Origin of the sequence: Luteimonas aquatica, from assembly GCF_022662575.1 — a bacterium.
GTDB classification, from domain to species: Bacteria; Pseudomonadota; Gammaproteobacteria; order Xanthomonadales; family Xanthomonadaceae; genus Luteimonas; species Luteimonas aquatica.
Genome location: NZ_JALBFU010000016.1, coordinates 25,102 through 37,679 on the forward strand (window position 1 = coordinate 25,102; position 12,578 = coordinate 37,679).

The 12,578-nt window shown below is 70.8% G+C and carries 17 protein-coding genes; 5 read left to right on the forward strand and 12 right to left on the reverse strand.

The window, feature by feature from the left end; genetic code table 11:
• Positions 1 to 151: 151 nt before the first annotated feature.
• The gene (locus tag MD221_RS16430) at positions 152 to 1,279 is read left to right on the forward strand and encodes a M4 family metallopeptidase (RefSeq protein WP_277928931.1); all 1,128 of its coding nucleotides are present in this window, start codon (positions 152 to 154) and stop codon (positions 1,277 to 1,279) included.
• 84 nt (positions 1,280 to 1,363) lie between these two features.
• Here MD221_RS16430 and MD221_RS16435 read toward each other — a convergent pair whose 3' ends face one another.
• The 4 genes from MD221_RS16435 to wrbA form a co-directional block, all read right to left on the reverse strand.
• Positions 1,364 to 2,914, reverse strand: a complete 1,551-nt coding sequence (locus MD221_RS16435; RefSeq protein ID WP_242113063.1) for a tetratricopeptide repeat-containing sulfotransferase family protein — start codon at positions 2,912 to 2,914, stop codon at positions 1,364 to 1,366.
• 43 nt (positions 2,915 to 2,957) lie between these two features.
• Positions 2,958 to 3,446, reverse strand: coding sequence for an asparaginase domain-containing protein (locus MD221_RS16440; RefSeq protein ID WP_242113064.1), 489 nt, complete (start codon positions 3,444 to 3,446; stop codon positions 2,958 to 2,960).
• A gap of 79 nt (positions 3,447 to 3,525) precedes the next feature.
• Positions 3,526 to 3,894, reverse strand: coding sequence for a DUF2069 domain-containing protein (locus MD221_RS16445; RefSeq protein WP_242113065.1), 369 nt, complete (start codon positions 3,892 to 3,894; stop codon positions 3,526 to 3,528).
• Positions 3,891 to 4,484 (reverse strand): NAD(P)H:quinone oxidoreductase, encoded by a 594-nt coding sequence (wrbA, locus tag MD221_RS16450; RefSeq protein ID WP_242113066.1) that lies wholly within the window; start codon positions 4,482 to 4,484, stop codon positions 3,891 to 3,893. The genes MD221_RS16445 and wrbA overlap by 4 nt, the downstream gene beginning before the upstream one ends.
• 85 nt (positions 4,485 to 4,569) lie before the next feature.
• Here wrbA and MD221_RS16455 point away from each other — a divergent pair, with 85 nt between their 5' ends.
• Genes MD221_RS16455 through MD221_RS16465 form a run of 3 tightly spaced genes read left to right on the forward strand, consistent with a single transcriptional unit; the run spans position 4,570 to position 6,690 of the window.
• Positions 4,570 to 5,844 (forward strand): YihY family inner membrane protein, encoded by a 1,275-nt coding sequence (locus MD221_RS16455; RefSeq protein WP_242113067.1) that lies wholly within the window; start codon positions 4,570 to 4,572, stop codon positions 5,842 to 5,844.
• A complete protein-coding gene (locus tag MD221_RS16460; RefSeq protein WP_242113068.1) occupies positions 5,841 to 6,422 on the forward strand; it encodes a TlpA family protein disulfide reductase in 582 nt (193 codons plus the stop codon). The genes MD221_RS16455 and MD221_RS16460 overlap by 4 nt, the downstream gene beginning before the upstream one ends.
• Complete coding sequence (locus MD221_RS16465; RefSeq protein ID WP_242113069.1) at positions 6,415 to 6,690, forward strand: acylphosphatase; 276 nt, start codon at positions 6,415 to 6,417, stop codon at positions 6,688 to 6,690. The genes MD221_RS16460 and MD221_RS16465 overlap by 8 nt, the downstream gene beginning before the upstream one ends.
• A gap of 27 nt (positions 6,691 to 6,717) precedes the next feature.
• Here MD221_RS16465 and MD221_RS16470 read toward each other — a convergent pair whose 3' ends face one another.
• From MD221_RS16470 to MD221_RS16480, 3 genes are read right to left on the reverse strand one after another with little or no spacing between them, the layout of a single operon-like run.
• A complete protein-coding gene (locus MD221_RS16470) occupies positions 6,718 to 7,107 on the reverse strand; it encodes a hypothetical protein (protein WP_242113070.1) in 390 nt (129 codons plus the stop codon).
• A gap of 31 nt (positions 7,108 to 7,138) precedes the next feature.
• Positions 7,139 to 7,969 carry a DUF2145 domain-containing protein gene (locus MD221_RS16475; protein ID WP_242113071.1) on the reverse strand — a complete coding sequence of 277 codons (831 nt, stop codon included), beginning with the start codon at positions 7,967 to 7,969 and terminating at the stop codon, positions 7,139 to 7,141.
• Positions 7,966 to 8,397, reverse strand: coding sequence for a hypothetical protein (locus MD221_RS16480; RefSeq protein WP_242113072.1), 432 nt, complete (start codon positions 8,395 to 8,397; stop codon positions 7,966 to 7,968). The genes MD221_RS16475 and MD221_RS16480 overlap by 4 nt, the downstream gene beginning before the upstream one ends.
• A gap of 114 nt (positions 8,398 to 8,511) precedes the next feature.
• On the opposite strand from MD221_RS16480, the gene MD221_RS16485 reads away from it, so the two are divergent.
• Positions 8,512 to 9,252 carry a helix-turn-helix domain-containing protein gene (locus MD221_RS16485; protein WP_242113074.1) on the forward strand — a complete coding sequence of 247 codons (741 nt, stop codon included), beginning with the start codon at positions 8,512 to 8,514 and terminating at the stop codon, positions 9,250 to 9,252.
• Positions 9,253 to 9,304: 52 nt separating this feature from the next.
• Here MD221_RS16485 and ppk2 read toward each other — a convergent pair whose 3' ends face one another.
• From ppk2 to prfA, 5 genes are all read right to left on the reverse strand, one after another.
• Positions 9,305 to 10,084 carry a polyphosphate kinase 2 gene (gene ppk2, locus MD221_RS16490; protein WP_242113076.1) on the reverse strand — a complete coding sequence of 260 codons (780 nt, stop codon included), beginning with the start codon at positions 10,082 to 10,084 and terminating at the stop codon, positions 9,305 to 9,307.
• Between the two features lie 109 nt (positions 10,085 to 10,193).
• A complete protein-coding gene (locus tag MD221_RS16495) occupies positions 10,194 to 10,529 on the reverse strand; it encodes a helix-turn-helix domain-containing protein (protein ID WP_242113081.1) in 336 nt (111 codons plus the stop codon).
• Between the two features lie 2 nt (positions 10,530 to 10,531).
• Positions 10,532 to 11,059: a molybdenum cofactor biosynthesis protein B gene (moaB, locus tag MD221_RS16500; protein ID WP_242113077.1), complete on the reverse strand. Its 528-nt coding sequence runs from the start codon at positions 11,057 to 11,059 to the stop codon at positions 10,532 to 10,534.
• Positions 11,060 to 11,102: 43 nt separating this feature from the next.
• Entirely contained in the window at positions 11,103 to 11,558 is a 456-nt protein-coding gene (locus MD221_RS16505; protein WP_242113078.1) for a GNAT family N-acetyltransferase, read from the reverse strand.
• Between the two features lie 58 nt (positions 11,559 to 11,616).
• Positions 11,617 to 12,578: peptide chain release factor 1 (gene prfA, locus MD221_RS16510; RefSeq protein WP_242113080.1), on the reverse strand; the 962-nt coding region annotated here is incomplete at its 5' end.

Here is a 12,578-nt window from a genome sequence, read left to right on the forward strand (position 1 = left end):
GACGTGACGCAGAGCGGCTCGACGTGCACGATGAACAGCACGAACGTCAAGACCGTCAACCTCAACGGCGGCACCAGCGGCAGCACGGCGTTCTCCTACACCTGCCCGCNACGGCTTCCTCGACGTGACGCAGAGCGGCTCGACGTGCACGATGAACAGCACGAACGTCAAGACCGTCAACCTCAACGGCGGCACCAGCGGCAGCACGGCGTTCTCCTACACCTGCCCGCGCAACACCGTGAAGACCATCAACGGCGCCTATTCGCCGCTGAACGACGCGCACTATTTCGGCAACGTCGTGTACAACATGTACAACGACTATGTCGGCAAGCCGCCGCTGACGTTCCAGCTGATGATGCGCGTGCACTACAGCTCGCAGTACGAGAACGCGTTCTGGAACGGTTCCTCGATGACCTTCGGCGACGGCCGCAACACCTTCTACCCGCTGGTCAGCCTGGACGTCTCCGCGCACGAGGTCTCGCACGGCTTCACCGAGCAGAACTCCAACCTGACCTATTCCGGCCAGTCGGGCGGCATCAACGAAGCCTATTCCGACATGGCGGGCGAGGCGGCCGAGCACTACTTCAAGGGCTCCAACGACTTCCTGGTCGGCGCCGAGATCTTCAAGGCCGCCGGACAGGCGCTGCGCTACATGAACAACCCGCCGCAGGACGGCCAGTCGATCGACAACGCCGCCGACTACTACAACGGCCTGGACGTGCACTACTCCTCGGGCGTGTACAACAAGGCGTTCTACCTGCTGGCGACCACCTCGGGCTGGGACACGATCAAGGCGTTCAAGGCCTTCGCGCGTGCCAACGATCTGTACTGGGTGGCGAGCACCAACTTCAACCAGGGCGCGTGCGGCGTGGAAACGGCGGCGCAGGACCTGGGCTTCACCAAGGCGGACGTCACCGCGGCCTTCAACGCGGTGGGCGTGAGCTGCGCGGGCACTCCGGGCGGCGGCGCGACGGTGCTGGACGTGAACCTGCCGTCGGTGAGCACCGGCAACTGGTCCTCGACCTACACCGTGTCGATCCCGTCCGGCACCACGAAGCTGGTGGTGTCGACCTCGGGCGGCACGGGCGACGCCGACCTGTACGTGCGCGCGGGTTCGGCCCCGACCACGTCCAGCTACACCTGCCGTCCGTACACCAGCGGCAACGCCGAGACCTGCACCATCAACAACCCGGCCTCGGGCAGCACGTACTACATCCGCGTGCGCGCCTACAGCTCGTTCTCGGGCGTGAACGTGAAGGCCGTGCGTTCGCCGAACTGAGGCGGATCCGGGCCCGCAAGGGCATCGCAACAGGAATTGCGGCCGTCGCGAGACGGCCGCAATTTTTTGGGAAGGGCGCGGCGCTCAGGCCTGCAGGGCGGCCCGCAGCGGATCGAGCAGGGCGCCGTAGTGCGCCGCGCGCGCCGTGTCGCGGCGCAAAGGCTGGCGCACCTGCGAGGCGCTGGGCGTGCGCACGCTGCGCGCGGCCAGGTGGTAGTCGAGGCAGCGCGCGTCGAAGGGCAGGCCGCAGAACTCGAGCAGCGCGCGGATCGTGGCCTCGGGCTCGGCCAGCAGCGCCTCGTAGGGCTGGATGCGGATGTGCCCGGGATCGGCCTGCCGCCACAGCGCCATCGCGCGCTCGCAGTCGCGCAGGTAGGCGGCGATGTCGCGCAGGTCGCAGGAGAAATGCGGCAGGCGGTAGAACTGCTGCTTGAAGCAGGACCAGGCCGTCTCCACGGCGTCGCGCCGCGTTTCGACGACGTGCGCCCCCGGCAGCATGGCGCGCAGCACGCCGGCGTACAGCCAGTTCTCGGGCATCTTGTCGGTGAAGCGGGGGCGCTGCGCGCGCCAGCGGGCGGTGCGCCGCAGGTAGTCCTGTCCCAGCCGCTGCCAATCGCTCGCATCGGCGTCGGCCACCCAGCGCGGGAACGCCTGTTCCCGGCGCAGCGATTCGTCGCGGATCACCTCGCCCAGGTCGTTGAGCTCGCTGGCGCCTTCCACCTGCGGATGCGCGGCGAGGATCTGCTCGAACAGCGTGGACCCCGAGCGCGGCAGGCCGACGATCAGGATCGCTTCGCGGCCGAGGGTGGGATCCAAGGGAGCGGGCAGCGACCGGCTCGCCTCGATCACCGCATCGGTGTAGACGGAGAAGCCGGCGGCGTCCCAGGGCGAGAGGCGCCGCATGCGGAAGTTGGCCTCGTTGATCGCGGAGAAGGCCTCGGCGTGGCGGCCATGGTCCTCGTTGACCTTGCCCAGCGCGAAGCCCATCGCGATGCGGTCGGGCTCGGCGATGCTGTTGCGGCGGAACTGCAGGGCCAGCTCCTGGCGGTCCTGCTCGGTGAGCGGGCGCATCTTGATATTGGCCAGCCCGCGCCAGGCGTCGCCGCAGGCCGGATGCAGCCGCAGCGCGGCGCGGTACTGCGCATCCGCCTCGTCGAAGCGGCCCAGGTGGGCGAGCGCGTCGGCGAGCAGGATGCGCGCGGGCAGCAGCTCCGGCGCCAGCGCGCAGGCGCGCTGCAGGGCCTCGACGGCCGGCGCGGTGTTGCCGTCCAGCTGCAGGCTGCGGCCGAGGTTGTACCAGGGCATCGGTTCGTCGGGCGCGAGTTCGCAGGCGCGGCGCCACGAGGCGTACGCGGCCTCGCGTTCGCCCAGGCCCTGCTGCGCGCTGCCGAGGTCCATCAGCAGATAGGCATCGTCCGGGCGGCGCTCCAGCGCGCGCAGCAGCAGGGCTTGGGCCTGGCCGTGTTCGCCGCGCTGGTTGTGGAGGATGCCGCCCAGGCGCAACGCCTCGGGATGTCCGGGCGCGGCCTGCAGCACATCGGCCAGCAGCTTTTCGGCGGCCTCGAAGGCGCCGTCGCGGATCGCGCGCGCCGCGCCGTGCATGCGCTGCACCGCGTCGGCCGGCAGATCGGCCATGCGCGGGTCGGCGCCGTGCGGGTCGGCGCCCGGCGCGGCGGCGTTAATTGGCCGCCTCGAACCGGTTGGCGTCGACGTTCTTGCGCACCTTCAGCGGATCCCAGATGCGGCCGTTCATGGCGATGTGCACGCCCGGCGGCAGCGATTGCACCGCGCCGACCGCGCAGCCGATGTTGAACTCGGCGTCGGAGCCGCGAAAGCGCGCCGGGTTGAGCGCGCCGGTCAGCACGATGGTCTTGCCCTCGATGCCGGCGAGCACCTTGGCGGTGTCGACCATGGTGTCGGTGCCGTGGGTGATCAGCACGTGCCGGGCCGGCTGCGCGGCGATGGTGGCGCGGATCAGCTCGCGGTCCTCGCCGCTGATGTGCAGGGAGTCCTTGCGGATGATCGGGATCACCCGGAAGCGGAACGCCACGCCCAGCTCCTCGAGGATGCGGCCGATCTGCGGCTCGCCAACCTGGTAGTCGGACTTGTCGTCGAAGTACACCTTGTCGATGGTGCCGCCGGTGGTGACGATGAGCAGCTCGTCCATTCGCGTCTTCCGCAAGAGTGGGGCAGGCATCGCCTGCGTCGGGCCGGATTTTACTCCGGCGGGCTTTGGCTGTGACCGGTTATCTTTCGCGATCGCTTCGATCGACCGCGCGACGCTTGTCGAAGAAACGCGCCTTCAGTCCGGGCCAGCTCGCCGCGCCCACGATCAGCAGCGACAGCGCGATCTCGCTCCAGGCGTAGACGCCGTCCGCGGGCCGGCTCCAGGCCACCATCACGCCGTGCGAGAACCAGAACAGCCCGGCCACGCCGGACCAGAATGCCGCCTTGGCGCCGCCGCGCAGCACGCCGATCAACAGCAGCAGCGGCGGCAGCGCGAACACCAGCAGGGCGGCCAGGCGGTGGCGATCGTCGTGGAACCACAGCGAGAACAGCACCGACAGCGCGAACAGCGCCGCCGCCAGCCAGCGGCGGCCGGGACGCGCGCTCACGGCGAGAGCCTCGCGGCGATCTGCGCGAGGCGGCGGCCGAGCGCGCGCGCGAGCGCGGCCTCCTCCTCGCTGGGCTGCGGTTCGTCCCGCGGCCCGGAGACGTGGCTGGCGCCGTAGGGCGTGCCGCCGCCGCGCGTGGTGCTCAGCGCCGCCTCGGTGTAGGGGATGCCGACCAGCACGCAGCCGTGGTGCAGCAAGGGCAGCATCATCGACAGCAGGGTCGATTCCTGGCCGCCGTGCTGGGTGGCGGTGGAGGTGAACACCGCCGCCGGCTTGCCGACCAGCGAACCGCTGGTCCATTCCGCGCCGAGGCCGTCGATGAAGTGCTTCAGCGGCGCGGCCATGTTGCCGAAGCGCGTCGGGCTGCCCAGGGCCAGCCCCGCGCATTCGGCCAGGTCCTGCGCGCTCACGTAGGGCGCGCCGTCCTCGGGCACCGGCGGCGCCGCCGCCTGGGTCACCGCCGCCACCGGCGGCACCGTACGCAGGCGTGCGTGCATGCCGGCGACCTCGCCGACCCCGCGCGCGATCTGCCGCGCCAGCTTGGCCACCGATCCGCCGCGGCTGTAGTAGAGGATGAGGATGTCGGGCATCGCGATAGTGTTGCAGGGGCCGGGCCCGGGGGCCAGGGGCGGGCGCTCGCGAACCGCCAACCCGCACTTTGCTACCCTTCGGCCAATGGAACCGCTGGACACCCTGCACCGCTGGAAGGATCGCATGCGCGATCCGGCCCGCAACCGCACCTTTCTGCGCTTTCTCTGGCGCCGCTTCCTCGACGACCGCCTGTTCGAGTCCGCCGGCGCGCTGTCCTACACCACCGTGTTCGCGGTGGTGCCGCTGTCGATGGTGGTCTTCGGCGTGCTCTCCGCCTTCCCGGTGTTCAACCGGCTCAGCGTCCAGCTCAGTGACTACATCTTCTCCAACTTCGTGCCCAGCGCCGCCAGCACGGTCAAGACCTACCTGCTGCAGTTCACGCAGAACACCGGCCAGCTGACGGCGGTGGGCGTGATCGCGCTGGTGGTCTCGCTGCTGGTCACGCTGAACAACATCGAGTCCGCGTTCAACCGGATCTGGCGGGTGAAGGCCGCGCGTCCCCAGCTGGGGCGCTTCCTGGTGTACTGGACCGTGCTCACCCTGGGCTCGCTGGTGGCCGCCGCCAGCCTGGCGCTGTCGACGCGCTTCTTCGCCCTGGAGATCTTCAAGACCTCCTCGGGCCAGTGGCTGGAAGGCACGCTGCTGCGGCTGACGCCGATGCTGATCGAGCTGGCCGCCTTCGCGGCGCTGTACCGCGTGGTGCCGCACCGCACGGTGCAGTGGCGCCACGCCGCCGCCGGCGCGCTGCTGGCCACGCTGCTGCTGGAGCTGATGAAGTGGGGCGTGGGCCTGTACCTGGCCAACTACAGCTCCTACGGCAAGATCTACGGCACGCTGGCCTCGGCGCCGATCTTCCTACTGTGGATCTACTTCGGCTGGATCGCGGTGCTGCTGGGCGCCTCGTTCGCCTCCTCGATCTCGGCCTTCCGCTACCAGCCCGCCTCGATGCGGCTGCCGGTGGGGTACGAGATCTACGGACTGCTGCGCATGCTCGGCCGCTTCGCGCACGCGCGCCAGGAGGGACGCGGGCTGCACAGCGACGAGATCCAGGCGCTGGAGCCGATGCTGACCGATACCCTGGTGCAGCAGATCCTGTTCCAGCTCAGCGAGATCCGCCTGCTCAGCCGCGCCGAGTCCGGCGAGTGGCTGCTGGCCCGCGACCTCGACGATCTCACGCTGGCCGAGCTGTACGAGGCCTGCAACCTGCGCATCCCGGTGGGCGAGGCGCGCCTGCCGTGCCGCGACGACGCGCTCGGCGTCACCGCCATCGGCATCCTCGACGAATTGCGCGTCCCGCTGCGCGACCTGCTCAAGCGCCGCGTCTCCAGCCTCTACGATCTTCCCAAGGAATCGCCATGAAACCAGTCCTGCTCGCGGCCTGTCTCGCAGCGCTCGCCCTGTCCGCCTGCAAGCGCCCGGGCACCGAGGAGCAGGGCGCGCAGGCGCCACCCGCCCGGCCGGCGCCCGCGAAGCCCGCCGTCGAGCCCGCCAAGCCGGCGGAGGCGAAGACGAAGAAGCCGGACGTCCCCGCGCTGCGGGTGGCCACGCTCGAGGGCAAGCAGTTCGACCTGGCCGCGCATCGCGGCAAGTGGGTGGTGGTGAATTTCTGGGCGACCTGGTGCGCGCCGTGCCGCAAGGAGATGCCGGAGCTGTCGGCGCTGGACGCGATGCGCGAGAACATCGAGGTGATCGGCCTGGCCTACGAGGAGATCGAGCCGAAGGAACTGCAGGACTTCCTCAAGAAGCACCCGGTGGTCTATCCGATCGCCATCGTCGACGTCTACGCGCCGCCGGCCGATTTCGCCACCCCGCGCGGCCTGCCGATGACCTATCTGATCGCGCCGGACGGCAAGGTCGCCAAGCAGTTCCTCGGTCCGGTCACGGCGCAGGAGATCGAGGACGAGATCGCCGCCGCCGGCGGCAAGCCCAATGCCTGAGGCGGCGGCGCGATTCCACGTCGCGGGCAAGGTGCAGGGCGTGTTCTTCCGCGCCTCCACGCGCGAGCAGGCACTGCGACTGGGCTTGCGCGGCCATGCGCGCAATCTCGCCGACGGCCGCGTCGAGGTGCTCGCGGCCGGCGATGCGGCGGCGGTGGAGCACTTGGCCGACTGGCTGCGCCATGGCCCCTCGCAAGCTCGCGTGGATGCGCTCACGCGCGAGGCCGCGCGCGCGGACGAGGCGGGAGAGGGCTTCGCGGTTTCCTGAGCCGCGTGCGCGGACGCCGCGCGCCAGTCACGGCCGCTGCACGATCAGGACCATCATCAGCGCGCGCGAGGCCAGGATCGCCGCGCCGAAGCCGATCAATGCCGGGCCTTGCGATCTTTCCCAGGGCCGGAAGCCCGCATCCAGCCAAGCGCCCGCCAGGCCGAGCCCGATCAGCGCCAGGCCGAGCAGCACGAACAGGATCGTATGCGCGGCATACAGCCACGGCGTGCGCACGGCGAATGCGCTGAGCCATGCCGCGGCGGTGAATGCCCAGAGGGTCGCGTGGTCGAGCGGGGGCGCGTATTCGGTGCCGGCGGCCACCTGCTTTCCGGCCTGGAGCGTGGAGGCATCCATCCACCAGACGCCGAGCGCGACCGCCGCCGCGAATCCGATCAGCAGGAACAGCGTGCCGCGCATGCCTCGCCTCCGATTCTTCAGCCCGGTTCCTTCAGCCCGGCCCGGGCCGCGCCTGCAAGTCGCCGTTCCGCCATTCGGTCTCCTCGGCCACATGGCCCTGGCTTTCCAGGTAGCGCAGGATGGAGCGCACCGTCACCACCGGATAGTCCCCCGACAGGCGCGTGCCCACGCTGTGATCGGTGAAGGCCACGTTGGCCGAGAACAGGCCGCCGAGGATGCGCTTGCCATAGGGGATGTGGATGCGGTCGGGCGTGAAGCCGTCGCGCTTGACGAAGGCGTATGCCGCGCGCCGGTCCTGCGGTCCCGGGGGAACGGGCAGCGTGGCGCCCAGGGTTTCCAGCGCCCAGGCGGTGGAGTTCTGGTAGTCGGCGCTGCCCGGTTTGGCGATCAGGTTGTAGTGCGGCTGGTGCAGGGCCTCGCGCGGCAGGGCGCGCAGGTGCCCGGCCAGGCGCGCGGCGGCCTCGGGGCGCAGCCAGACGATGCGCGCGTCCTGGTTGACCAGGTCGTCGGCGAAGAAATTCACCAGTCCCTGGGCATGCAGCGAAGAGCGGTCGCTGCCGCAGTCGTTGAGCAGGTGCAGCACGGTCCAGGGTCCGTCCGGATGTTCGCGCAGCGCGAATCCGACGTGGCTGTAGACCAGTCCATGCTCGGACAGGTCGGTGCCCACGCGCGCCACCAGCGCCGCCGGCGCGTCGCTGCGGTCCAGGGCGGCGGCGACGCGCAGCGCGGTGGCGGCCGCGTCGGCCAGCTTGGCGGGAGCGATCGTCTGCGTTTCGCAGGCCGTGCCGGCCCGGCCGGACGGAGACCAGAGCGCCGTGCACGCGATCAGCAGCGCAAGCAGCAATGTGTGCGCGCGCTTCATGCGGCGAGCCTGCGGCTGTGGATCAGGGTGCGCGCCCGCTCGTTGGCGACGAAGCACAGCGTCTCGTCGCCGACGCTCAGCAGCCAGCCGGCCGCCACCGAGGTCACGACCACGACGGTGCCCACCGACACCGCCATCGCGGCGGCGGTCCTGGCCGACACGCGCGCCACGAAGGACACGCCGGTGCCGATCGCCGACACCGTCACGGCGACGGCCTCGCCGCTGGCGGCCACGCCGGTGACGGCGAACCTGGCGCCTTCGGACAGGGCCACGGAGACCGCGACCGGGACTTCGATCGAGGCGTCGAGGCTGGCGGCGGACTGGCGGCTGACGGCGTCGGACTGGATCGCGGCCAGGCCGGGCAGGGCGGTGGCCAGCAGGCTCAGGGCGAGGGCGAGGCGGAACTGCGAACCGGGAATGCGGGACATGGCGGCAGGCACGGGATGGGTTCGGGCGGAGCCTTGTCCTGCCATCGGCCACGGTCAATAATCGTCGACGAGGTTTCGCCAGAATCGTCGCCAAGGTGAGGAATCCGATACCCGATGACCGTCGCCGTCGACCTGATCCAGGCCCTGAAGCGCATCCTGCGCGCGCAGTCGCTGACCTACCGCGACCTGGCCGAGCGGCTGCACCTGAGCGAGGCCGCGGTCAAGCGCATGTTCTCGCTGCGCGCGATGAGCCTGCAGCGGCTGGAACAGGTCTGCGACGTGCTCGACGTCGGCCTGGCGGAGCTGAGCGCCGAGGCGGCGCGCGGACGCCCCGCGCTGGCCAGCCTGAGCCAGGCGCAGGAACGGGCGCTGGTGGACGATCCGCAGTTGCTGCTGGCGATGTTCCTGACCTTGAACCGCTGGCGCCAGGAAGACGTGCAGGCGCACTTCACCTTCACCACCCCGCAGTGGACCGCGCTGCTGGTGCGCCTGGACCGGCTGGGCATCATCGAGCTGATGCCGGGCAACCGCGGCCGCCCGCTGACCACGCGCAATTTCCGCTGGCTGCCGGACGGGCCGATGGAGCGGTATTTCCGCCATCACCTGCTCGGCGATTTTTTCGCCGACCCCTTCGACGGCGAGCAGGACGCGCTGTTCCTGCTCAGCGGCAGCCTCAGCGGCGCCGGCATCCGCCACCTGCGCCAGCGCCTGGGCGAACTGGCCAAGGAGTTCGACAGCCTGCTCGCGCGCGATGCCACGCTGCCGGCGCAGGAGCGCATGGGCGTGAGCCTGGTGCTGGCGCAGAAGCCGTGGCTGCTGCAGCTGTTCCATCCCTACCGGCGTTCGCAGGGGTGACGCGGCGTCGGGCCGCGCCGCATGCGCGGCGCGCCTGGCGCTTGCCGATGCCTCAATCCTTGCCGAAAGGCGCGATCGGCTTGAGCGTGCCGTAGCGCTCCTTCTGCGGCTTGCCCGACAGCGGCGGGAAGGCGAGCTTGGCCTCGGGCACCTTGGTGTCCGGCAGGCGATCGAGCAGGTCGCGGATCAGGGTGAGGCGGCCGCGGCGCTGGTCGTTGAAATCGACCAGGGTCCAGGGCGCCTGCCTGGTGTGCGTGGCCTTGAGCATCGCCTCGCGCGCCTTGGTGTAGTCGGCGTAGTGCTTGCGCGCCTCCAGGTCGATGGGCGAGAGCTTCCAGCGCTTGAGCGGGTCCTGCAGGCGTTCGGCGAAGCGCTCCTCCTGCTCGTCCTGGTCGGTGCACAGCCAGTACTTGAACAGCAGCGTGCCGTCCTCGACCAGCAGCTTCTCGAACACCGGCGCCTGCTTGAGGAAGGCCTGTACCTGGGCGTCCTTGGCGAAGCCCATCACCTTCTCGACGCCGGCGCGGTTGTACCAGCTGCGATCGAGCAGCACCAGCTCGCCGGCGGCGGGCAGGTGAGCGACATAGCGCTGGAAATACCATTGCGTGCTCTCGCGCTCGGTCGGCTTGGGCAGGGCGACGACGCGGCACTGGCGCGGATTGAGATGCTCGGAGATCGCGCCGATCGCGCCGCCCTTGCCGGCGGTGTCGCGGCCCTCGAAAACCACCACCACGCGGCGGCCGGAATGCGCCAGCCAGCGGGCCATCGCGGCCAGGCGCTTTTGCAGCGGTTCGAGCAGCTCCTCGTATTCCTTGCGCTTGAGCTTTTTCATGGTCGGCGTCGGCCTGTCGATGGCGGCGGATGGGTCGCCGGTGATGCGCCATTCCTGCTTGCGCAGGAATGACGGGGTTGCAGGGGCGCGGAAACGGCAGGCATGCCGCCTAGCGCTTGCGCGGCCTGTGCTCGGCCATGCTGCGCGCCACTTCCAGCAGCGCGCCCTGCTGGCGCGTGTTGAGCGCGCGGTAGGCCGCCAGCAGGTCGTGCTCGCCCTTGGTGCGGGCCGGGTCGAGCTGGCTGGCCAGTTCGGCGAGCAGCGCGCCGGCGGGCACGCCGAAGGTGCGCGCCAGCGCGTCGAGCTGGTCCTTGCCCGGCAGCTTCTCGCCGCGCAGCCAGGCCGAGACGGTGGCCGCGCCGGCGCGCGGGATGGCGGTGGCGATGTCGGTGGCGCTCAGGCCGCGCGCCTTGGCCAGCAGTCGCAGCGTGGTGGCGATGGGCATGTTCAAGCGTGTCCTTCCCTCAGGCGCGGGCGCAGGGTGGCGAGATTGCAGGGTCTGGTGCGCGCGTCCAGCTGCGCGCGCAGGATCTTGTCCCAGGCGGTGCGGCAGGCCGAGGTCGATCCCGGCAGGCAGAACACGAAAGTGCCGTTGGCCAGGCCGGCGAAGGCGCGCGACTGCAGCGAGGAGGTGCCGATCTCCTCGAAGGAGATGGCGCGGAACAGTTCGCCGAAGCCGGGCATCTCCTTGTCCAGCAGCGGCGCCAGCGCCTCGGGCGTGGAATCGCGGCCGGTGAAGCCGGTGCCGCCGGTGACCAGCACGCCGTCGGCCCGGTCGTCGGCGATCCATTGCGAGACGGCGGCGCGCAGGCGATAGCGGTCGTCCGGCAGCAGCAGGCGCTCGTGCAGGACGTGGCCTTCGCCCTGCAGGGCCTGGACGAGGTAGTCGCCGGAGCTGTCGTCGGCGAGGCTGCGCGTGTCCGAGACGGTGAGCACGCACAGGCGCAGGGGGATGAAGTCGGCGGCGGCGGTCATGGCGGCAGACTAAACCATTCCGATGTCCGCGCGCCGGCCGCGCTCAAGTTTCGTCCAGCGCCAGCCGGAAGCGCAGGGTGCCCTCGTACGGCGTCCAGCCGGCGCCGCGGTACAGGGCCTGCGCGGTGTGGTTGTCGGGCGTGGTCTCCAGCTCCAGGCGCACGGCGCCGTCCGCGCGCGCGAAGTCGGCGGCGGCCTCGAGCAGGGCGCGGGCCAGGCCATGCCGGCGCGCCTGCGGCGCGACGAACAGGTCGTTGAGCACCCATACGCGCGCCGCGCGCACCGAGGAGAAGGTCGGGTACAGCTGGGTGAAGCCGGCGGCCTCGCCGTCGACGGTGCCGAGGAAGATCGCCGATTCGCCGCGCTGCAGGCGCGCCTGCAGGAAGGCGCGGGCCAGCTCGGGCTGCGGGGCCTGTTCGTAGAAGCGGCGGTAGGCGTCGAACAGCGGCGCGAGCGCGTCGAGGTCCTCGAGGGTGGCGCGGCGGATGCGGGTCGTCATCGGCCCAGTCTCGCACGAGGGAGTTCCCGCCGGCGCACCGGGCAAGGAAAGAAGGCGCTCAGGCCGCGGCGGTCAATTGCGCCAGCTCGTCGGCCTGGTGTTCGCGCGACAGGCGCTCGACCAGCGCGTCCAGCGCGCCTTCCATGACGTTGGGCAGATCGTAGAGGGTGAGCCCCTCGACGCGATGGTCGGTGATCCGGCCCTGGGGAAAGTTGTAGGTGCGGATGCGCTGGCTGCGGTCGCCGCTGCCGACCTGCAGGCGCCGCGTCTCGGCGGTGGCCGCGGCCTGGCGGGCCGCCTCGGCTTCGGCGAGCATCGCCTTCAGGCGCTTCATGGCCTTGTCGCGGTTGGCGTGCTGCGAGCGCTCGGTCTGCGACTCGACCACCACGCCGCTGGGCACGTGGGTGATGCGGATCGCCGATTCGGTCTTGTTGACGTGCTGGCCGCCGGCGCCGGAGGAGCGGAAGGTGTCGATCTTCAGGTCGGCGGGATTGATCTCCACGGGCGCGCTGTCCTCGGCGATCGCGATGATGGCCACGGTCGCGGCCGAGGTGTGGATGCGGCCCTGCGACTCGGTCTCCGGCACGCGCTGCACGCGGTGCGTGCCGGATTCGAACTTCAGGTGCGCGTAGGCGCCGCGCCCCTCGACGCGGGCGATGACCTCGCGGAAGCCGCCGTGCTCGCCGGGATTGGCCGATTCCACTTCCACGCGCCAGCCCTGGCGCTCGGCGTAGCGCGAATACATGCGGAACAGGTCGCCGGCGAAGATCGCGGCCTCGTCGCCGCCGGTGCCGGCGCGGATTTCCAGGTACAGGTCGCCCTCGTCGCGCGCGTCGCGCGGGACCAGCAGGGCCATCAGCGCGGTGTCGAGTTCGGCGAGGCGTTCGTTGGCCGCGGCGATTTCCTCGTCGGCCAGCGCGCGCAGCTCGTGCTCGTTCTCAAGCGCGGCATCGGCGCGCATCGCCTCGGCGGCGGCCAGGTCGGCGCGCGCGCGCGCCTCCTCGGCCAGCGCGCTGGCCA

Coding starts and splice junctions, on each gene's coding strand:
- MD221_RS16495 (WP_242113081.1), bottom strand. CDS start 10,529: ATGCCCATCGCCACCACGCTGCGACTGCTGGCCAAGGCGCGCGGCCTG.
- MD221_RS16470 (WP_242113070.1), bottom strand. CDS start 7,107: ATGCGCGGCACGCTGTTCCTGCTGATCGGATTCGCGGCGGCGGTCGCG.
- moaB (WP_242113077.1), bottom strand. CDS start 11,059: ATGACCGCCGCCGCCGACTTCATCCCCCTGCGCCTGTGCGTGCTCACC.
- MD221_RS16505 (WP_242113078.1), bottom strand. CDS start 11,558: ATGACGACCCGCATCCGCCGCGCCACCCTCGAGGACCTCGACGCGCTC.
- wrbA (WP_242113066.1), bottom strand. CDS start 4,484: ATGCCCGACATCCTCATCCTCTACTACAGCCGCGGCGGATCGGTGGCC.
- MD221_RS16435 (WP_242113063.1), bottom strand. CDS start 2,914: ATGGCCGATCTGCCGGCCGACGCGGTGCAGCGCATGCACGGCGCGGCG.
- MD221_RS16440 (WP_242113064.1), bottom strand. CDS start 3,446: ATGGACGAGCTGCTCATCGTCACCACCGGCGGCACCATCGACAAGGTG.
- MD221_RS16430 (WP_277928931.1), top strand. CDS start 152: ATGAACAGCACGAACGTCAAGACCGTCAACCTCAACGGCGGCACCAGC.
- MD221_RS16460 (WP_242113068.1), top strand. CDS start 5,841: ATGAAACCAGTCCTGCTCGCGGCCTGTCTCGCAGCGCTCGCCCTGTCC.
- ppk2 (WP_242113076.1), bottom strand. CDS start 10,084: ATGAAAAAGCTCAAGCGCAAGGAATACGAGGAGCTGCTCGAACCGCTG.
- MD221_RS16485 (WP_242113074.1), top strand. CDS start 8,512: ATGACCGTCGCCGTCGACCTGATCCAGGCCCTGAAGCGCATCCTGCGC.
- MD221_RS16480 (WP_242113072.1), bottom strand. CDS start 8,397: ATGTCCCGCATTCCCGGTTCGCAGTTCCGCCTCGCCCTCGCCCTGAGC.
- MD221_RS16465 (WP_242113069.1), top strand. CDS start 6,415: ATGCCTGAGGCGGCGGCGCGATTCCACGTCGCGGGCAAGGTGCAGGGC.
- MD221_RS16475 (WP_242113071.1), bottom strand. CDS start 7,969: ATGAAGCGCGCGCACACATTGCTGCTTGCGCTGCTGATCGCGTGCACG.
- MD221_RS16455 (WP_242113067.1), top strand. CDS start 4,570: ATGGAACCGCTGGACACCCTGCACCGCTGGAAGGATCGCATGCGCGAT.